General features: G+C 70.1%; 16 protein-coding genes. 8 read left to right on the top strand and 8 right to left on the bottom strand.

All coding sequences use genetic code 11. The features are described 5' to 3' along the window. Positions 1 to 93: 93 nt before the first annotated feature. Together ACIBHX_RS29760 and ACIBHX_RS29755 are read left to right on the top strand one after the other, a co-directional pair. A complete protein-coding gene (locus tag ACIBHX_RS29760) occupies positions 94 to 855 on the top strand; it encodes an SDR family NAD(P)-dependent oxidoreductase (protein ID WP_397070603.1) in 762 nt (253 codons plus the stop codon). A gap of 72 nt (positions 856 to 927) precedes the next feature. Further along, positions 928 to 1,263: a phosphomannose isomerase type II C-terminal cupin domain gene (locus tag ACIBHX_RS29755; protein WP_397070602.1), complete on the top strand. Its 336-nt coding sequence runs from the start codon at positions 928 to 930 to the stop codon at positions 1,261 to 1,263. Between the two features lie 67 nt (positions 1,264 to 1,330). On the opposite strand, the gene ACIBHX_RS29750 is transcribed toward ACIBHX_RS29755, so the two are convergent. The 3 genes from ACIBHX_RS29750 to ACIBHX_RS29740 all read right to left on the bottom strand — a co-directional run bounded on the left by ACIBHX_RS29750 (position 1,331) and on the right by ACIBHX_RS29740 (position 4,261). After that, on the bottom strand, positions 1,331 to 1,990 hold the full coding sequence (locus tag ACIBHX_RS29750) for an HNH endonuclease family protein (RefSeq protein ID WP_397070601.1): 660 nt from the start codon (positions 1,988 to 1,990) through the stop codon (positions 1,331 to 1,333). Between the two features lie 81 nt (positions 1,991 to 2,071). Then, the gene (locus ACIBHX_RS29745) at positions 2,072 to 3,988 is read right to left on the bottom strand and encodes a hypothetical protein (protein ID WP_397070600.1); all 1,917 of its coding nucleotides are present in this window, start codon (positions 3,986 to 3,988) and stop codon (positions 2,072 to 2,074) included. A 60-nt stretch (positions 3,989 to 4,048) separates the two neighbouring features. Beyond that, positions 4,049 to 4,261 (bottom strand): DUF2277 domain-containing protein, encoded by a 213-nt coding sequence (locus ACIBHX_RS29740; RefSeq protein WP_397070599.1) that lies wholly within the window; start codon positions 4,259 to 4,261, stop codon positions 4,049 to 4,051. Positions 4,262 to 4,305: 44 nt separating this feature from the next. Between ACIBHX_RS29740 and ACIBHX_RS29735 the strand changes: the two genes are divergently transcribed. Next, complete coding sequence (locus tag ACIBHX_RS29735) at positions 4,306 to 4,554, top strand: hypothetical protein (RefSeq protein ID WP_397070598.1); 249 nt, start codon at positions 4,306 to 4,308, stop codon at positions 4,552 to 4,554. Positions 4,555 to 5,041: 487 nt separating this feature from the next. Here the strand turns inward: ACIBHX_RS29735 and ACIBHX_RS29730 are convergent, their stop codons facing one another. Genes ACIBHX_RS29730 through aceB form a run of 5 tightly spaced genes read right to left on the bottom strand, consistent with a single transcriptional unit; the run spans position 5,042 to position 11,250 of the window. Further along, positions 5,042 to 5,794 (bottom strand): IclR family transcriptional regulator, encoded by a 753-nt coding sequence (locus ACIBHX_RS29730; protein ID WP_397070597.1) that lies wholly within the window; start codon positions 5,792 to 5,794, stop codon positions 5,042 to 5,044. A gap of 34 nt (positions 5,795 to 5,828) precedes the next feature. Further along, the gene (locus ACIBHX_RS29725; RefSeq protein ID WP_397070596.1) at positions 5,829 to 7,052 is read right to left on the bottom strand and encodes a (Fe-S)-binding protein; all 1,224 of its coding nucleotides are present in this window, start codon (positions 7,050 to 7,052) and stop codon (positions 5,829 to 5,831) included. A 37-nt stretch (positions 7,053 to 7,089) separates the two neighbouring features. Further along, positions 7,090 to 8,262 carry an FAD-binding oxidoreductase gene (locus tag ACIBHX_RS29720; protein WP_397070595.1) on the bottom strand — a complete coding sequence of 391 codons (1,173 nt, stop codon included), beginning with the start codon at positions 8,260 to 8,262 and terminating at the stop codon, positions 7,090 to 7,092. Then, entirely contained in the window at positions 8,262 to 9,728 is a 1,467-nt protein-coding gene (locus tag ACIBHX_RS29715; RefSeq protein WP_397070594.1) for an FAD-linked oxidase C-terminal domain-containing protein, read from the bottom strand. The genes ACIBHX_RS29720 and ACIBHX_RS29715 overlap by 1 nt, the downstream gene beginning before the upstream one ends. Further along, positions 9,679 to 11,250, bottom strand: coding sequence for a malate synthase A (aceB, locus tag ACIBHX_RS29710; RefSeq protein WP_397070593.1), 1,572 nt, complete (start codon positions 11,248 to 11,250; stop codon positions 9,679 to 9,681). Before aceB ends, ACIBHX_RS29715 begins: the two co-directional genes overlap by 50 nt. Before the next feature lie 142 nt (positions 11,251 to 11,392). Between aceB and ACIBHX_RS29705 the strand changes: the two genes are divergently transcribed. The 5 genes from ACIBHX_RS29705 to ACIBHX_RS29685 all read left to right on the top strand — a co-directional run bounded on the left by ACIBHX_RS29705 (position 11,393) and on the right by ACIBHX_RS29685 (position 17,192). Further along, on the top strand, positions 11,393 to 12,082 hold the full coding sequence (locus tag ACIBHX_RS29705; RefSeq protein ID WP_397070592.1) for a DUF4097 family beta strand repeat-containing protein: 690 nt from the start codon (positions 11,393 to 11,395) through the stop codon (positions 12,080 to 12,082). Between the two features lie 63 nt (positions 12,083 to 12,145). Beyond that, positions 12,146 to 13,555, top strand: coding sequence for a GTPase HflX (hflX, locus tag ACIBHX_RS29700; protein WP_397070591.1), 1,410 nt, complete (start codon positions 12,146 to 12,148; stop codon positions 13,553 to 13,555). A gap of 398 nt (positions 13,556 to 13,953) precedes the next feature. Then, entirely contained in the window at positions 13,954 to 15,162 is a 1,209-nt protein-coding gene (gene hutI / locus ACIBHX_RS29695) for an imidazolonepropionase (RefSeq protein ID WP_397070590.1), read from the top strand. Positions 15,163 to 15,328: 166 nt separating this feature from the next. Then, positions 15,329 to 16,081: a DegV family protein gene (locus ACIBHX_RS29690; RefSeq protein WP_397070589.1), complete on the top strand. Its 753-nt coding sequence runs from the start codon at positions 15,329 to 15,331 to the stop codon at positions 16,079 to 16,081. 385 nt (positions 16,082 to 16,466) lie between these two features. Next, positions 16,467 to 17,192, top strand: coding sequence for a helix-hairpin-helix domain-containing protein (locus ACIBHX_RS29685; RefSeq protein WP_397070588.1), 726 nt, complete (start codon positions 16,467 to 16,469; stop codon positions 17,190 to 17,192). Positions 17,193 to 17,221 lie beyond the last annotated feature (29 nt).

Below are 17,221 nucleotides of genomic sequence, written 5' to 3'. Positions count from 1 at the left end.
ATCACGGGCCCCCGGCGATGGTCGGCTCTCCACGTACGGTGGCCGGCCCGGGCACGAGTTGCGGCAGGACGGCGTTGGGAAGGGTGGTGCCGGGTGGTGCTCGAGCGGTTCCGGCTGGACGGGAAGGTGGCGATCGTCACCGGGGCCTCGTCGGGGTTGGGCGTGGCGTTCGCCCGGGGGCTGGCCGAGGCCGGCGCCGACGTGGTGATCGGGGCGCGCAGGCTGGACGGGTTGCAGGCCACGCGGAGCCAGGTGGAGGAGACCGGGCGGCGCTGCCTCGCCGTACAGACCGACGTGACCTCGCCCGAGGAGTGCGCCAGGCTGGTCGAGGCGGCCGTGACCGAGCTGGGCGGCGTCGACGTGCTGATCAACAACGCCGGGGTGGGCACCGCGGTGCCGGCCCTGCGCGAGGAGCCTGACGAGTTCCGCCGCGTGATCGACGTGAACCTGAACGGCACGTACTGGATGGCGCAGGCCTGCGCCCGCGTGATGCGCCCCGGCTCGTCGATCGTGAACATCGGCAGCATCCTGGGCGAGACCACCGCCGGGCTGCCCCAGGCCGCCTACAGCGCCTCGAAGGCCGCGATCGTCGGCCTGACCAGGGACCTGGCCCAGCAGTGGACGAGCCGGCGCGGGATCCGCGTCAACTGCCTCGAACCTGGCTTCTTCGCCTCGGAGATGACCGAGCAGTTCATGCCCGGCTACATCGACCGGATGCTGGAGCAGCGGGTGCTCATGGGACGTTCGGGGGAGGCGGAGGAGCTGGTGGCCGCCGCCGTCTTCCTGGCCAGTGACGCCTCGTCGTACGTCACGGGGGTGGCCCTCCCCGTGGACGGCGGTTTCCTGGTCACCTGATAGCTTTCTGCGGCGTTTGCCGACTTCACCGGTACGGAGGAAATGGTGCAGGACATCGACAGGCTTGACGCAGTGATCCGTGACGAGCGGCCGTGGGGTGGCTTCGACCGCTTCACGCTCAACGAAGAGTCCACCGTGAAGATCATCGACGTGTCGCCCGGGCAGCGCCTCAGCCTGCAGCGCCACGAGCACCGTGACGAGCTGTGGGTGGCGCTCGACCCCGGCTGCGTCTTCGAGGTGGACGGGAAGCGCATCGAGCCCGCCGTGGGCGAGCGCGTCCTGATCCACCGCGGCCAGACCCACCGCCTCAGCTCCTCGGGGCCGGCCACGCGCATCCTGGAGATCGCCTTCGGCCACTTCGACGAGGACGACATCGAGCGCCTCGAAGACTCCTACGGCCGCTCCTGACCGACCTCCAGCCCCCTCCTGGTACGGCAGGCCGCCCCACCGGCCGCCCGCCGTACACGGACGGGACCTAGCAGGAGGACAGGACGCCCTCCATCGCGGTCTTTTCTGCCGCGGTGATCCAGAGGGCGTACTTGGTCTTCACGTCGATCTGGCGTGAGATGTAGGCGCAGCGGTAGCCCTTGCGCGGCGGCAGCCAGGTGGCGGCGTCGGAGTCGCTCTTCTGGTTGTTGAGCGGCCCGTCGACGGCCAGCAGGTTCAGCGGATCGTTGGCGAACTGTTTGCGCTTGTCGGCCGCCCACTGCTGGGCGCCCTTCTGCCAGGCGTCGGAGAGCGGCACCAGGTGGTCGATCTGGACCGCGCTGCTGGTGTCGTTGCCGCGCTTGAAGTTGATCGTCTTGCCGGAGTACGGGTCGTTGAGCGTGCCCGTCAGCACGATGCAGTCATGGGTGCCCGACTTGAACGTCTCATCCTTGAGGTCACGCTTGAGGATGTCGTTACGGGTGTCGCAGCCGTTGTGGTCGACGTCCGACCATGCCGGGCCGAAGTTGTCGCGGTCGAACCCCGTCTTGGGGGCGCGGCCCTTGACCGACAGCGCGTCCAGCTTCTTACGTGCCTCGCTCACGTTGGCGGGCGCGGTCTTGCCGGCATCCGCCCCGGACTGCGCCTGTAATCCGCCGCACCCGGTCAGCATCGCCGTAGCCGTCACCCCGGCCAGGACTGCTCGCACCCGCACCGCCGTACCCCCAGACTTCGTTTTCCGTAAAGTCTAGGTATAGCGAGTGCCACTAAACCGCCATATATCCGGTTCTCATCCGGCTTCGGCGCTGAGTGCCTCCTTGGTGAGCTCCGCCTGGCGCCTGATCTGGCCGAGCACGATGGGGTTGACCCCCTTGGCCTCGAACGTGTCCACCATCTGGTCCATCACCGCGTTGGCCTTGGTCAGATCGCCCTGGCGCGCCTCGGCTCTGGCCAGGCGGCGCATGACCAGGTTGAGCGTGATGTTGTCGATGCCATCCTCGGCCACGACCGCGGACAGCTGCTCCGCACCCTGCTTGGGGTCCGGCGGGCGCACCCGCAGGCGCTTGTCCTTGGTGATCGCCTTGAAGCCGCGCTCGGCGTTCAGCCCCTTGACCATCCGGGCGTAGACGGCCAGGGGATGCGTGCCGTACCTGTCGATGACCTCGTCCAGTGCCTGGTTGCCTGCGCGCAGCGTCGGCGAGTCCGAGCCGAGCAGCGTGAAGAGCTTGCCCTGCTCCTCGCCCAGCATGAGCTCGGCGACCTGGTGGTCGACGGCGTTGACCGGGTAGCGGACGCGGACAGTGAGGGCGGGGGAGACGATGCGCGATCCGTCGGCCGCGATGTACTGGGCGCGGACCTTGTACTCGCCGGGCTGCTGGAAGTAGTGGCCGTCGCGGCCGTGGCCGATGTAGGCGCTGCGGTATAGCGCGGGATGCGTCTCGTCCAGCCGGATCTGCGGGGAGGTGTCCACGCAGTAGCGCATCATCGGTCGGTAGAGCACCGTCCTGCCGTTCGGCTGGGTGATGCAGACCTGGGTGAACTCCGTGTCGGGGTGCAGGTGGCCGTGCGTGCTGCGCGGCTCGCCCGTGTAGGCCAGCTTGAGCTCGACCACGATCGGCTCGCCGAAGGCGAAGGAGTCCTTGCCCCGCACCTCGAGCGCCAGCCCCGACTCGTCGGCGACGGGCTGCTCGAAGGGCGCGATCTCGGCGGCCCCGGTGCCGAAGGCGTTGGCACCCATCGCGACGTCGCGGTAGAAGCCGTGCCGGATGTGGATGAGCTCGGGGTCGGTGAACTGGAACGGGAAGGCCGCCCAGTAGCCCTGCTCGCCGCCGGGCAGGTAGTTCTGCACGTAGTTCATCCAGCTCAGGTCGCCGAAGCCGCCGCTCGGGCCGAGGGGCTGGGGCGGTGTGGCCAGGTTCTTCTGCCAGGAGTGCAGCAGGTTGAAGGCGTGGCCGAGCTCGTGCACGTAGGTGCGCAACTGGGCGCGCTGCGCCTGCGGCGTGTCGCCCTTGATCGCGTCGTAGAAGACGGCCGAGCCCTGGCGCTGGTGCGCGTCGTTGTAGTCGAACATGATGCCGCGGTAGCCGCCCACGTGCTTGCTGGCCACCAGCAGCCACACCCGCCACGACGGCGCGTCCGTGAACAGGCTGAACTGCTGCTCCATCGCGTGGTGCAGCTCGGCGTCGTCCCAGGCCAGGTCGGTGCCCGACCCGTCGACCGGGATGACGTGCGGCGGCACGGTCTTGATCTCCACGCCCGCCTCGGCGTAGGCGGCCGCCACGTTCAGCGTCCTGGCGGGCGAGCCCGTGGGCGCCGGCAGCTGCCCCGTGGCGTACTCCACGAACGGGACGGTGCCCACCACCGAGTCCTGCTCCAGCAGCACGCTTCTGAAGAACGGCGAGGCCTTGGCGATCCGGTAGGTGTGCCCGTCGATGACCGCCTCGGAGCCCTCGGGCGCGATGTGGATGCCCAGGAAGGTGTTCAGCGCGTGGTGGCTGAACGTGGCCTGCCCCTCGATCCAGGCCTGGTCACCCTCCACCCTGATGTCGGCGGAGCCGGCCACGAACGAGCCGACGTAGGAGGTGGTCGCGCCCGCGACCGAGAACAGGTCGCCGCTGACCCGCCGGGTCGGGCGCGGCCCGTCCACGTCGACACGGAGCTCCAGCCTGGAGTCGCCGTCCTGACCTTGATAAAGCCCGCTGATCATGGGAGCCCCCCAGGGTCCGATGCCTGTTAGTCGGCACGTTTCTCCGCCCTGGGGACCCTGTCAACGGGAACCGCGGATCTGCAACGAATCCAGCAGTTCCTCTGACGCTTTCGTGATCATCTCGACGGCTCGGTCGAAGGCCTCGGCGTTGTGCGCGGCGGGTGCGCGGAAGCCGGAGATCTTCCTGACGAACTGGAGGGCGGCCGCTCGAACGTCCGCCTCCGTCACTTCTTCCGTGTACGGCGGGCGGAGGGTCTTGATACTTCTGCACATGCCTTCCAAGGTAATTTGTCGGCCGGCTGTGAAAGGCTCCGGCCATGAGCTTTCCGGACGGGGCGCCCTGCTGGGTCCAGCTCCTGACCCGCGACGCCGACGGAGCCCAGCGCTTCTACGCCGAGCTGTTCGGCTGGGAGTGTCGTGACCAGGGCGGCTGGGCGGCGGCCTACCTGGACGGCCGCCCGGTGGGCGCGATCACGCCCTATCCCGAGGCGTCCGAGCCGCCCGCCTGGACCGTCTACCTGCGCACCTCCGCCGGCTTCTTCAGCCTCCGCCAACCCCTCACCTGACCGCCACCTCGCGATCTGGCCCTCTCGAGAGGATGTACGGCAGGCCGCCGCAACCGGCCGCCCGCCGCACTTCGGCTGAGGACCCGCGCCCGGCGCTTCCGGCGAGTCGATGACGGCTACTCGCCGCCACGGCGCTTCGTAACCCACGCACCACGGTCCCGACCCACCCGCCGTACAACGCGGCGGCCGACCGCCGTACCAGGTCCCGCCGACCCCGGCGCGGGAGCGCGCTGGGCGGGCGTCGTGCCGCGTCACGCTGGCCCCTGATGCGGGAGCGTGCCCGGGTGTGGGTGGGCGCCGGGTCGGCGAGGAGTGGGACGGTGGAAGTCGGCGCCTTGTGCGGCGGGGACGGGGGAGCGCGGTGCTCGGGTCACGGGCGCCGTGACGGTGGGTGCGCGGCACCGACTCGCCGCAAGCGCCGGTCAGGGGCCCTCAGCCGAAGTGCGGTGAGCGGCCGGTGGCGGTGGCCTGCCGTACAAAATGGAAGTCATCGCGTTGGGGGGTTGGGGCTCAGCTCGGTGCCGAAGGTGTCGGCGATCTTGCGCATGCCCTCCGCCAGCTCCTCCCGATCGAGCGCCTCGATGCGCTCGGCCGGCCCCGAGACCGACATCGCGGCCACCACGCGGTCGCCGTCGTGCACCGGCACCGCCAGGCAGTGCACCCCGAGCTCCTCTTCACCCAGGTCGAGCGCGTACCCGCGAACCCGCACGCGGTCGAGTTCCGTCAGCATGTCCTGCGCGGAGGTGATCGTGTTGGCCGTGCGCCGCGGCATCCCCGTGCGCTCGAAGAGACCGAGCACCTCGTCGGCGGGCCGGTCGGCGAGCATCACCTTGCCCACGGCCGTGCTGTGCGGCAGCACCCGCCGTCCCACCTCGGCGAACATCCGCAGCCTGCGCGGTGAGGCCGCCTGCGCCACGTAGACGATGAAGTCGCCCTCCAGCACCGCCAGGTTCGCCGTCTCGCCCGACAGCTCCACCATCCGCGCCAGATACGGCTGCGCCCACACCCCGACCATCCGCTCGGCGATCCCGCCCAGCCGTACCAGCCCGCCACCGAGCGCGTAGCGCCGGTCGGACTCCTGCCGCACGTACCCGCGCATGAGCAGCGTGCGCAGCAGCCGGTGAATGGTCCCGTACGGCAGGCCGGTGCGCGCGGCGATCTCCGACAACCCCGCCTCGCCCCCGTGCTCCGCCAGCGCCTCCAGCACGTCCAGCGCCCGGTCGACCGACTGCACGCTCATGCGGACCCCTCCGCAGCGCGCTTGCGACGCTCGCTCACAGGCCGACCCCGCGCAGCGAGGCGTCCAGGACCTCGGCCGTGTGGGCGACCCGGATCTCGCCCCCGGCCCGGCGCATCGCCGAGGCGATCTGCATCGTGCACCCCGGATTCGCCGACACCAGCAGTTCGGCCCCGGTGGAGGCGACCGACTTGGCCTTCCTGTCGCCCAGGTCACGGGCGGCCTCGGGCTGGAAGATGTTGTACGTGCCCGCCGACCCGCAGCAGATCGCGGCCTCGGGCACCTCCTTCAGCGCCAGCCCGGGAATCCCGGCCAGCAACGCCCGCGGCTGGCTCCTGATCCCTTGGGCGTGCGCCAGGTGGCAGGCGTCGTGGTAGGCGACCGTCACCGGCAGCGGATGCCGCTCGGCCACCGGCCCCAGCTCGACCAGCCACTCGGCGAGATCGACGACCCTGATCCGGCGCGCCCTGGCCGCCCATTCACCGGACAGCAGCTCGGCGTACTCCTTCATCGACGACCCGCACCCGGCGGCGTTGACCACCACCACCGACACCCCGGCCCGCTCGAACGTCCGTATCGTCCGCTTGGCCAGCCGCCTGGCCTGGTCGGCGCGCCCCGAGTGCACACTGAGCGCCCCGCAGCAGCCCTGCCTCGGCGGGATCACCACGTCGCACCCCTCGAGCGCGAGTACCCGCGCCGTGGCCGCGTTCACCTGCGGGAAGAACTCCCGCTGCACGCACCCGACGAGCATCCCCACCACCGCGCGCCGCGGCCCGCGCGCCCTGACGCGGCGCGGCAGCCGCTGCCTGCGCTCCACCTTGGGCGTCAGCGCGGCCATCGCCCCCAGGCTCGGGTGCACCCGCTCCAGGAAGGGCGCCAGCCGCGCCGCCAGCCCCATCCCTGGCCGCAGCAGCCGCAGCCGCCGGGGGTAGGGGAACAGGCTGAACACGATCTCGCGCACGGCCCGCTCCTGGGGATCCCGCACGTGGACCCGCTCCACCTCGGCCCGCGTCTGCTCGATCAGCCGGTCGTACCGCACACCCGACGGGCAGGCGGTCACGCACGCCATGCATCCCAGGCAGGCGTCGAAGTGCCCGGCCATCTCCGGTGTGACCGGGGTGCCCTCCGCGTGCTGCTTCATCAGATGGATCCGCCCGCGCGGCGAGTCCATCTCCTCGCCCCACAGCACATAGGTCGGGCACGTGGGCAGGCAGAACCCGCAGTGCACGCAGTCGTCGATCAGCTTCGGGTCCGCGCCCATGCTCGCGCTCCTTTCCCGACCGGCTCGCCGCTCCACCTCAGATCCCTCCCACGAACCGGCCGGGAGACATCCTGCGCCCGGGATCGAACTGGTCCTTCACGCGCCGCATCAGCGCCAGCCCCGGCACCTCGCCGTAGCGGTCGATGTCCTGGTACGGCGAGGCCGTCACGGTGACCACGGCCACCCGCTTGCGCAGCCCGGCGACGGCCGCGGCCAGTTCGTCCCTGGTCAGCTCGCCCCAGGACTCCAGGTGGAAGCGCCCGGTCACGGGAGACCCGCGCAGCGACAGCCCACCGCCGCGCACCGCGTCCAGCGTCTCGCCCACCTGGCCGGGCAGGCAGCGCAGGTCGATCAGCACGTCGTCGCTGGTGATCAGCCCCCACCACGGCGGCGGCTCGTCACCGATCTCGCCCTCGACCAGCGCGTTCAGCGCGTCGGCGCGGGCACGGGCGGTCGCGCCCTCCACCAGCACGGCCACGGTGAGCGGCCCGCGCGGATCCAGCCAGTCGACCTCGACCGCGGTCGGCTCCGCCTGGCTCGCCGCCAGCGCGGCCGCCAGCCCCTGCACATCCTCGGGAGCCACCTCGCCGGTGATCCACACGCGTTCGGCAGGCAGTGGGTGCAGCCGGAACGTGGCCTCGGCGATCACCCCGAGCGTGCCGTACGAGCCGGTGAAGAGCTTGCCCAGGTCGTAGCCGGCGACGTTCTTGACCACCTTGCCGCCCGAGCGGGCGATGGTGCCGTCGGCCAGCACGACCGTGATGCCGATCAGCAGGTCGCGCGGCCCGCCGTACCGGAAGGAACGGGGGCCGGCGGTCGCGGTGGCGAGCGTGCCGCCGACGGTCGTGTTCTCCATGAACGGCACGTCCAGCGCCAGCTCCTGGCCCGAGGAGGCCAGCCGCTCGGCGAGCGTGTCCATCGTGACGCCCGCCTGCACGCGCACGACCAGGTCGCCGGAGGCGTGCTCGAGCACCTCGTTCATGCAGCACAGGTCGAGCAGCACGTCACACCGCTCGGGCGGCGCGCCCCAGTGCAGCTTGGTGCCTCCGCCCGCCGGCACGACGGCCAGGTCCTCCTCGGCGCAGGCCCGCAGCACGGCCGCGATCTCCTCCACCGACTCCGGCATCGCCACCCAGCGAGGCAGGACTCCGGCGACCGCGTCCTCCTCGTCGGTGTCACGCACCGTGACCCCGGTGTCGGCCAGCTTCATCAGAACTGCTCCGCCTTCCCCGATTCGACCAGGGGGTGGACGCCCTTGCGGATGCCCGGGACCTCGCCGCACAGGCGTGGCGTGGGGAAGACCTTGCCCGGGTTGGACAGGCTCTTCGGGTCGAAAGCACACCGGACCAGCTGCATCGTGTCGAGATCATCCTCCGAGAACATCTTCGGCATATATCGGGACTTGTCCACCCCAACGCCGTGCTCGCCCGTGATCGAGCCGCCGTGCTCGATGCACAGGTCCAGGATCCGCCCCGACACCGTCTCGGCCCGCTCGCCCGCCCCCGCCTCCGCGTCGTCGAAGAGCACCAGCGGGTGCAGGTTGCCGTCGCCGGCGTGGAAGACGTTGGCCACCCGGATCCCGTACTCGGCCGACAGCTCGTCGATAGCCGCCAGCACCCGCCCGAGCGAGGTGCGCGGGACGACGCCGTCCTGCACGATGTAGGCCGGGCTGATGCGGCCCACCGCGGCGAAGGCCGACTTGCGCCCCTTCCAGATCGCCGCGCGCTCGACCGCGTCCTCGGCCACCCGCAGCTCGAACGCGCCCGAGCAGATCTCCTCGAGCTGCTCGAACTGCCGCGCCACCTCGGCCTCGGGCCCGTCCAGCTCCACGATCAGCACGGCTCCCGCGCCCTCGGGGTAGCGGCAGGCCACGGCGGCCTCCGCGGCCTCGATTGCCAGCGCGTCCATCATCTCGATCGCCGCGGGGACGATGCCGGCCCCGATGATCGCCGACACGGCCCGCCCGCCCTGCTCGATGCTGTGGAAGGCCGCCAGCACGGTCATGACGGACTCGGGTGTACGGCTGAGCCGTACCGTGATCTTGGTGGCGATGCCGAGCGTGCCCTCGGAGCCGACGAAAGCCCCCAGCAGGTCGTATCCCGGGTTCATCCGGTCGAGCCCGACCAGGTCGCCGTCGGGGGTGACGATCTCGCACGCCTCGACGTGGTTGACGGTGAAGCCGTACTTCAGGCAGTGGGCGCCGCCGGAGTTCTCCGCGACGTTGCCGCCGATCGAGCAGATCTGCTGGCTCGAGGGGTCGGGCGCGTAGTAGTAGCCCTGGTCGCGCACGGCCTCGGTGATCGCCAGGTTTGTCACGCCAGGCTCGACCACGGCGCGCCGGTTGGGTAGGTCGATCTCCAGGATGCGGCGCATCTTGGAGGTGACGATGAGCACGCCGTCCTCGCGGGGCAGCGCGCCGCCCGACAGGCCGGTGCCCGATCCGCGGGCCACGAACGGCACGCCGTACTCATTGCAGATCCGCACGATCGCGGCGATCTGCTCGGCCGTGTCGGGCAGCGTCACGACGCCGGGGGTCGCCCGGTGGTGGGTCAGGCCGTCGCACTCGTAGGTGCGCAGCCTGACCGGGTCGGTGATGACCGCGTGCTCGCCGAGCAGAGCGGTCAGATCACGGCATACGGGCGTAAGCGGGGAGGGTGAGGAACTCGGCGAAGTCATCGTTGAGAGCGACCTCCTTGAACAATGCCTCAGCCTGACCGTACAGCTCCGCGTCGTATGCCGGCTCGGTCGCGATATTGGCCAGTTCGTCGGCGATGATCTGCTCCACCAGCTCGCGGGTGATCTGGACACCCGTGTCGGTGAGCGTGACGTCGTTGTGTATCCACTGCCAGATCTGCGAGCGGGAGATCTCGGCGGTGGCCGCGTCCTCCATCAGGTTGTGGATCGCCACCGCGCCGAGCCCGCCCATCCAGGCGGCCAGGTAGCGCAGCGCCACGTCGACATTGTTGCGCAGGCCCGCCTCGGTGATGTCGCCCGGCTGGACGTTGAGCAGGTCAGCGGCGGAGACCTGGACGTCCTCGCGCAGCCGGTCGAGCTGGTTCGGCTTGTCGCCGAGCACGCCGTCGAACACCTCGCGGCAGACCGGGACCAGGTCGGGGTGCGCGACCCAGGAGCCGTCGAAACCGTCGCCCGACTCGCGCGTCTTGTCCGCGGTGACCTTCTCCAGCGCCTTGGCGTTGACCTCGGGATCCCTGCGGCTGGGAATGAAGGCCGCCATGCCGCCGATGGCGTGCGCGCCGCGCTTGTGGCAGCTGCGCACCAGCAGTTCGGTGTAGGCGCGCATGAACGGCGCGGTCATCGTGACCGCGTTCCGCTCGGGCAGCAGGAACTCGCGGCCGCGCGTGCGGAACTTCTTGATCACGCTGAACAGGTAGTCCCAGCGGCCGGCGTTGAGCCCGGCCGAGTGGTCGCGCAGCTCGTAGAGGATCTCCTCCATCTCGAAGGCCGCGGGATAGGTCTCGATCAGTACGGTGGCCCTGATGCTGCCCTGGGGGATCCCGAGCAGGTCCTGGGCGCGGACGAAGACGTCGTTCCAGAGGCGGGCCTCCAGGTGCGACTCCATCTTGGGCAGGTAGAAGTAGGGACCCTTGCCCTTGGCGAGCTGCCGCTTGGCGCAGTGGAAGAAGTAGAGGCCGAAGTCGAACAGCGAGGCGGAGATGGGCTCGCCGTCGACCAGCGCGTGCTTCTCGGGCAGGTGCCAGCCGCGCGGGCGCACCACGATCGTGGCCAGCTCCTGGTCGGGGCGCAGCTCGTAGCGCTTGCCGCCGCTTTCGAAGTCGATCGTGCGGTCCAGTGCGGAACGCAGGTTGAGCTGGCCGGACACGCAGTTCTCCCAGAGGGGGGAGTTGGCGTCCTCGAAGTCGGCCAGCCAGACCTTGGCGCCGGAGTTGAGCGCGTTGATGGTCATCTTGCGGTCGACGGGGCCGGTGATCTCCACCCGGCGGTCCTCGAGGCCGGGCGCCGGCGGCGCGACACGCCACTGGCCCTCGCGAATCTCCTTGGTGTCGGGCAGGAAGTCGAGAGTGCCCCCGGCCGACAGCTCGGCCTGCCGTACCTGGCGGACTTCCAGCAGCTCCTGGCGGCGAGCGCCGAACTCGCGCTGCAGCCTCTCCAGGAACTCCAGCGCCTGGGGAGTGAGGATCTCGTCGAACCCGTCGAGCATCGGGCCGGTGATCTCCATGTGGCCTCTTTCCGCTTTGTGGAAAACCGCTTCTGAATTATGGAAGTGAAGCTACTTCATGGGTTGTCAGGGGTCAAAGGTGGGGGTTCCCCCCGGGTGATCCCTGATGCCTGCCGCGCGGCGGCACGGGAGGATTCCCGGTATGAGGACGATGGTGATCGCGGGTGGCTTGCTCGCGTCGGCGCTGCTGCTTACGGGGTGCGGGTTGAAGAGCATCGGCGGGCCGACGAACCAGGAGACGCAGAACTATCAGGTCACCGACAAGGTGACCGCGCTGCAGCTGAAGAGCGGCTCGGGCGACAGCGTGATCAGCGAGTACGACGGCACGGCCATCCGTGTGACCGAGACGCTGCAGTGGCGCGACAGCAAGCCGAAGCCGCAGCACAAGGTCAACGGCGACACGCTGTTCATGACCTACGACTGCCCCTCCAACTGGGGCAGCTGCAGCGTCGACTACAAGATCGAGATTCCCAAGGGCGTCAAGCTCGACGCCGACGTCGGCTCCGGCAACCTGACGCTGCGCTCGCTGACCGGCGACCTCACGCTGAACGCCGGCTCGGGCGACATCGACGGTTCGGGACTGGGCGGCAAGAAGCTCTTCGCCGAGGACGGTTCCGGCAACATCGAGTTGAAGTACGCCGCGCAGCCTGACAACGTGGATATGAAGACCGGATCCGGCGATCTCACCCTGCGCGTGCCGAACGGCTCGTATGACGTCAAGACCCACATAGGTTCCGGGGACAAGAACGTCACTCTGCCCAGCGACTCCGGTTCCTCGCACAAGATCTCGGTCGACGCCGGGTCCGGCGACGTGGACGTCGCGGCGGGATAACCAGGTGACGAGGGACGTCAGGCGGGGGATGATTCTGATGCGTCCAGACGTTCCCTATTAGAGATGACACGAATGCACCCTGAATTCGACACCGGCGAGATGGACCTGGAGGAGCGTCAGGCGCTGCGCCGCGTGGCGGGTCTGTCCACCGAACTTGTAGACATCACCGAGGTCGAGTACCGCCAGCTCCGTCTGGAGCGGGTGGTCCTGGTGGGCGTCTGGACCTCCGGCACGGCCGTCGACGCTGAAAACTCCCTGCTGGAGCTGAAGCTGCTGGCGGAGACCGCCGGCTCCCAGGTGCTCGAGGGCCTGGTCCAGCGCCGCCAGAAGCCCGACACCGCCACCTACATCGGCTCCGGCAAGGCGCAGGAGCTGCTCGACGTGGTCGAGTCGACCGGCGCCGACACCGTGATCTGCGACGGCGAGCTGACCCCCGGTCAGCTGCGCCAGCTCGAGGAGATCGTGAAGGTCAAGGTCATCGACCGGACCGCGCTGATCCTCGACATCTTCGCCCAGCACGCCAAGAGCCGCGAGGGCAAGGCCCAGGTCGAGCTCGCCCAGCTGCAGTACCTGCTGCCCCGCCTGCGCGGCTGGGGTGGCAACCTGTCCCGGCAGGTCGGCGGTCGTGCCGCGGGCGGCGTCGGCATCGGCGGCCGCGGCCCCGGTGAGACCAAGATCGAGCTGGACCGGCGGCGCATCCGCGAGCGGATGGCCAAGCTGCGCCGGCAGATCTCCGGCATGTCGGTGGCGCGCGAGACGATGCGCTCGCACCGGACCGCGCGAGAGGTCCCGGCGGTCGCCATCGCCGGATACACCAACGCCGGCAAGTCGTCCCTGCTCAACAGGCTGACCGGCGCCGGCGTGCTGGTGGAGGACGCGCTGTTCGCCACCCTCGACCCGACCGTGCGCCGCTCGCGCACGCCGGAGGGCCGGCTGTTCACCCTGGCCGACACGGTGGGCTTCGTCCGGCACCTGCCGCACCAGCTCGTCGAGGCGTTCCGCTCGACGCTGGAGGAGGTGGCCGAATCCGACCTGATCCTGCACGTGGTCGACGGCTCGCACCCCGACCCCGAGGGGCAGATCGCGGCGGTCCGCGAGGTGTTCGCCGACATCGACGGCGCGCTCGACGTGCCCGAGATCATCGTGGTCAACAAGGCCGACGCCGCTCCGCAGGAGACGCTCGACCGGCTGGCCAGGCGGTTCGGCCAGGACAGCATCGTGGTCTCCGCGCGCACCGGCGCGGGCATCGGCGAGCTCATGCGGCTCATCGAGGAGCGGCTGCCCAGGCTCGACCACGAGGTGCACCTGCTGGTCCCGTACGAGCGCGGCGACCTGATCTCGCGGGCGCACAAGGAGGGCGAGGTGCTCTCCGTCGTGCACGAGGCCGACGGGACGATCCTGCACGCCCGGGTACTGCCCAGCCTGTTCCAGGAGCTGGAGAAGGTGGGTAAGCCGGTCGAGCGGGTGTCCTGAGGGGCCCTGACCTGACCTGAGGGGTACGGCGCGGCATCGCCGTACCCCTCAAACCTGCACAAAGGCGGCAGTGGTCGTGTGCGGCCGGGGTTGCTACCATGAGCCAAGCCTTACGACACTAATGGCGCGGTTTCGGATGATGGCTGCTGTGAAGCATGAAGCATGCGGGGGCCACGGGGACGATTGGGTTTTCTTCCGAATAGCCCTGTACAGCAAGCCGACCTGTGAAATAACGTAACTGAACTGAAATCGCCGGATCATGAGTCCAGCGATAAGGTCACCGCAGTCTTACGCGGATGAGAGCAGGAGACCCCCATGTCGTCCGGACCCGGAGCGGACTCAGTGGGCGCGGCGGCTGCCGTGCGCTGGGTGCTGCGCTCTGTCCGTGGGGTGATGCGATGACCGTTCGCCTGCTGACCAACATCGGCCGCCTCTGGACCGGAAACGAGGTCCTCAGCAACGCGGCCATCCTCGTGCACAACGACCGCATCGCGTGGGTCGGCCGCGCGCCCGACCTGCCGCAGAGCGTCCCCGGCGTCGTCGACGACATCGTCGACGTCGACCACGTCGAGAACCTGGGCGGCGCGCTCGTCACGCCCGGCCTCATCGACGCGCACACCCATCCGGTCTACGCCGGTAATCGTTATGCGGAGCTGGCGATCCGCACCGGGGGCTCCACCTCTTCCGCGATCACCGCCGCGGGCGGCGGGGTCGGCTCCACGGTCACCGTGACCCGCGGCACCGACCCGTGGACCCTGTGCAACGGCGTGCGCGAGCGGCTGCGGTCCTGGCTGCTCGGCGGCACCACCACGGTCGAGGCCAAGACCGGCTACCACCTCACCCGCGACGGCGAGCTGGCCGACGTGCGGCTCCTGCGCGAGCTGGAGAAGGAGCCGATGATGCCGCGGGTGCACGTCACCTTCCTCGCGGCACACGTGGTCCCGCCCGAATACTTCGGCCGCCAGCGCGAGTACGTCGAGGCCGTGGGCGCCTGGTGCGCCGACGCGGCCGCCGCCGGCGCCGACAGCGTGGACGTCTACTGCGACGAGGGCCACTTCACCACCGAGGAGTCCCGCTGGGTGCTGGCCTCCGGCCGCAACGTCGGCCTGCTGCCCCGCATCCACGCCGGCCTCTTCAGCCGCCGCGGCGCCATCCAGCTGGCCGCCGAGCTCGGCTGCGCCTCCGCCGACGGCCTGCACCACCTGTCCGACGAGGACATCGCCATCATGGCGAGATACGGCGTGCCCGCGGTCGTGTGCCCGGCCACGGCGCAGCAGCGCGGCCAGATCCCGCCGGTCCGGCAGATGATCAAGCACGGCGTGCAGATCGCGCTGGGCAGCGACCACAACCCCGGATACTGCGGCATCACCTCGATGTCCCTGGTGATCGCGATGGCGGTCTCGGCGTTCGGGATGAGCGTCAACGACGCGCTGCGTGCGGCGACGCTGGGCGGTGCCACGGTGCTGGGCGCTCCTGACCGTGGGGTGCTGGCGCCCGGGCGGCTGGCGGACATCGTGCAGTGGGACGCGGACCACGAGGGCGCCTTCGCGTGGGCGTTCGGGTTGAAGCCGCGGCGGGTGTGGCAGGGTGGGACGCCCGTTCAGTAGTCGTTAATCTCGGGGTATGCCGCCCTCGGTCGCCGTTGTCACGGATTCCACCTCTTACCTGGTTGATTCGCCTGGTGTGTGGATTGTCCCCGTGCAAGTGATTTATGACGGTATTTCGTGGGATGAGGGTGATTTTCCGTTTGGTGTGCCCTGCTCGGGGCGCGCGATGGCTCGCCCTTCTGGCGGATCCACGGAAGCCAGGCGTGCCCTTTCCTCGAGCGTCGGGCGTGGGTTCTCCGGCGCGACGACCTCCAGGCCGTCGCCCGAGCGCTTCCTGGCGCTCTTCCGCGAGCTGGCGGCCCAGGGCTTCGAGGGCGTCGTCTCGGTACATCTGTCGGCCGAGCTGTCCGGCACCTTCGAGGCCGCCTGCCTGGCCGCCGCCGAAGCCCCCATCCCGGTCGAGGTCGTCGACAGCCGCTCCATCGCGATGGGCCTCGGTTTCCCGGTCCTCGCGGCCGCCCGGGTGGCCATCGCCGGCGAACCTCTCGAGGCGGTCGCCGAAGCGGCCCGCCGTACGGCTGCCGCCACCCGCACGTTCTTCTACGTCGACACCCTCGAACACCTGCGCCGCAGCGGCCGCATCGGCACGGCGGCCTCCCTCGTCGGCTCCGCACTGATGATCAAACCTCTGCTGCACATCACGGATGGCCGCATCCTCCCCCTGGAAAAGGTCCGCACTTCCGCCAGGGCCATCGCCCGCCTGGAGGACCTGGCGGTCCAAGCGGCCGGCTCCGGTCCCGTTGACATCGCCATCCAGCATCTGGCGGCACCCGACAAGGCCCAAGCCCTGGCCACCACCCTCCCCACCCGCATCCCCGCCCTCACAGATCTCCGCACAGTGGAAGTCGGCCCCGTGATCGGCATCCACGTGGGCCCCGGCATGCTGGGCCTGACCATCACCCCTGCCTCCCGTCGGTAGGCCCGCCCGAGCTGTGGCTCGCCATGCTATGGCGGGCTGAGGTGAGCGCTGCGGCGCTCGACCGGGCCCTGCCAGTGGACCTTGATCGAGTCCCGGGCCGACGAGCACGGCGTTGAGCGTCTGGCCACGGGTAGTTAGACCGTCGACTCGGGTCTATGTCTTCGCCGGGCGAGTCTGCCGCTCGCGGGACCGGGCGAGCGTCAATCGAAGCACGCAGCCCTATCCCCGGAAGACCGTGCCAGGGCCGCAGGTCCATTGGCGTGCCCGAGCCCCAGCTGGATCTTCAGGGCGCGCTCGTCCACAGCGACCCGGGCAGCGACCCGCTCTATCCACAGAACGCGATTCTTCCGCCGCCACCCCACCCAGCCCCACGTACCTTCATCCCGTGCGCGCGCCCGACCCCACGTCCGAGCAGGCCATAGCCGAGTCCCGGCTACGGTCGATCACCACCCCGCACCGCCGCCCCCTCCAGGAGACGCCCCCCGACATCCCGCCGACCTTCCAAGCCTTCCGTACGGCCGGCATCACCACCCCCGCCAACCCCCGCGTCCGCATCCTGCTCGCCGTAGCCGTGGTCGCGGCGATCGTCGCGGCCCTCTACGTCTGGCGCTCCCAACCCGAGCCGCAACCCCTCCCGCCACCTCCGGCGGCGGCCCCCCAACCACCCGCCCCCACCCCAACCCCCACAGGCACAGTCACGATCGACATCACCGGCAAGATCCGCAAGCCCGGTGTCTACACCCTCCCCCTCGGCTCCCGGGTGACGGACGCACTCCAAGCAGCAGGCGGCCTCCGCCAGGGCACCACCCCCGGCACCATCAACCTGGCCCGCCGCCTGGTGGACGGCGAGCAGATCATCGTCGGCCCCCAACCCCCAGGAGCCCCGCCCGCCAACCCCACCCTCGCCGACCCGGCCACGACCTCGATCGACCTGAACACCGCCACGCTCAACGAACTCGAACAGCTCCCCGGCGTAGGAGAAGTACTGGCCGGCCGCATCATCGACTACCGCACCACCCACGGCGGCTTCCGCACCATCGACCAACTCCGGGAGGTCTCCGGCATAGGCCCCAGAAAGTTCGAAGCCCTCAAACCCAAGGTCCACATCTAAGCCCACCACCCCAACGCCATCCCAACCCG

The sequence above is a fragment of the Nonomuraea sp. NPDC050536 genome (genome assembly GCF_044457685.1).
Classification (GTDB): Bacteria; Actinomycetota; Actinomycetes; order Streptosporangiales; family Streptosporangiaceae; genus Nonomuraea.
Note: the sequence above shows the minus strand (reverse complement) of the source record. Positions and strands in the feature narration are given on the sequence as shown.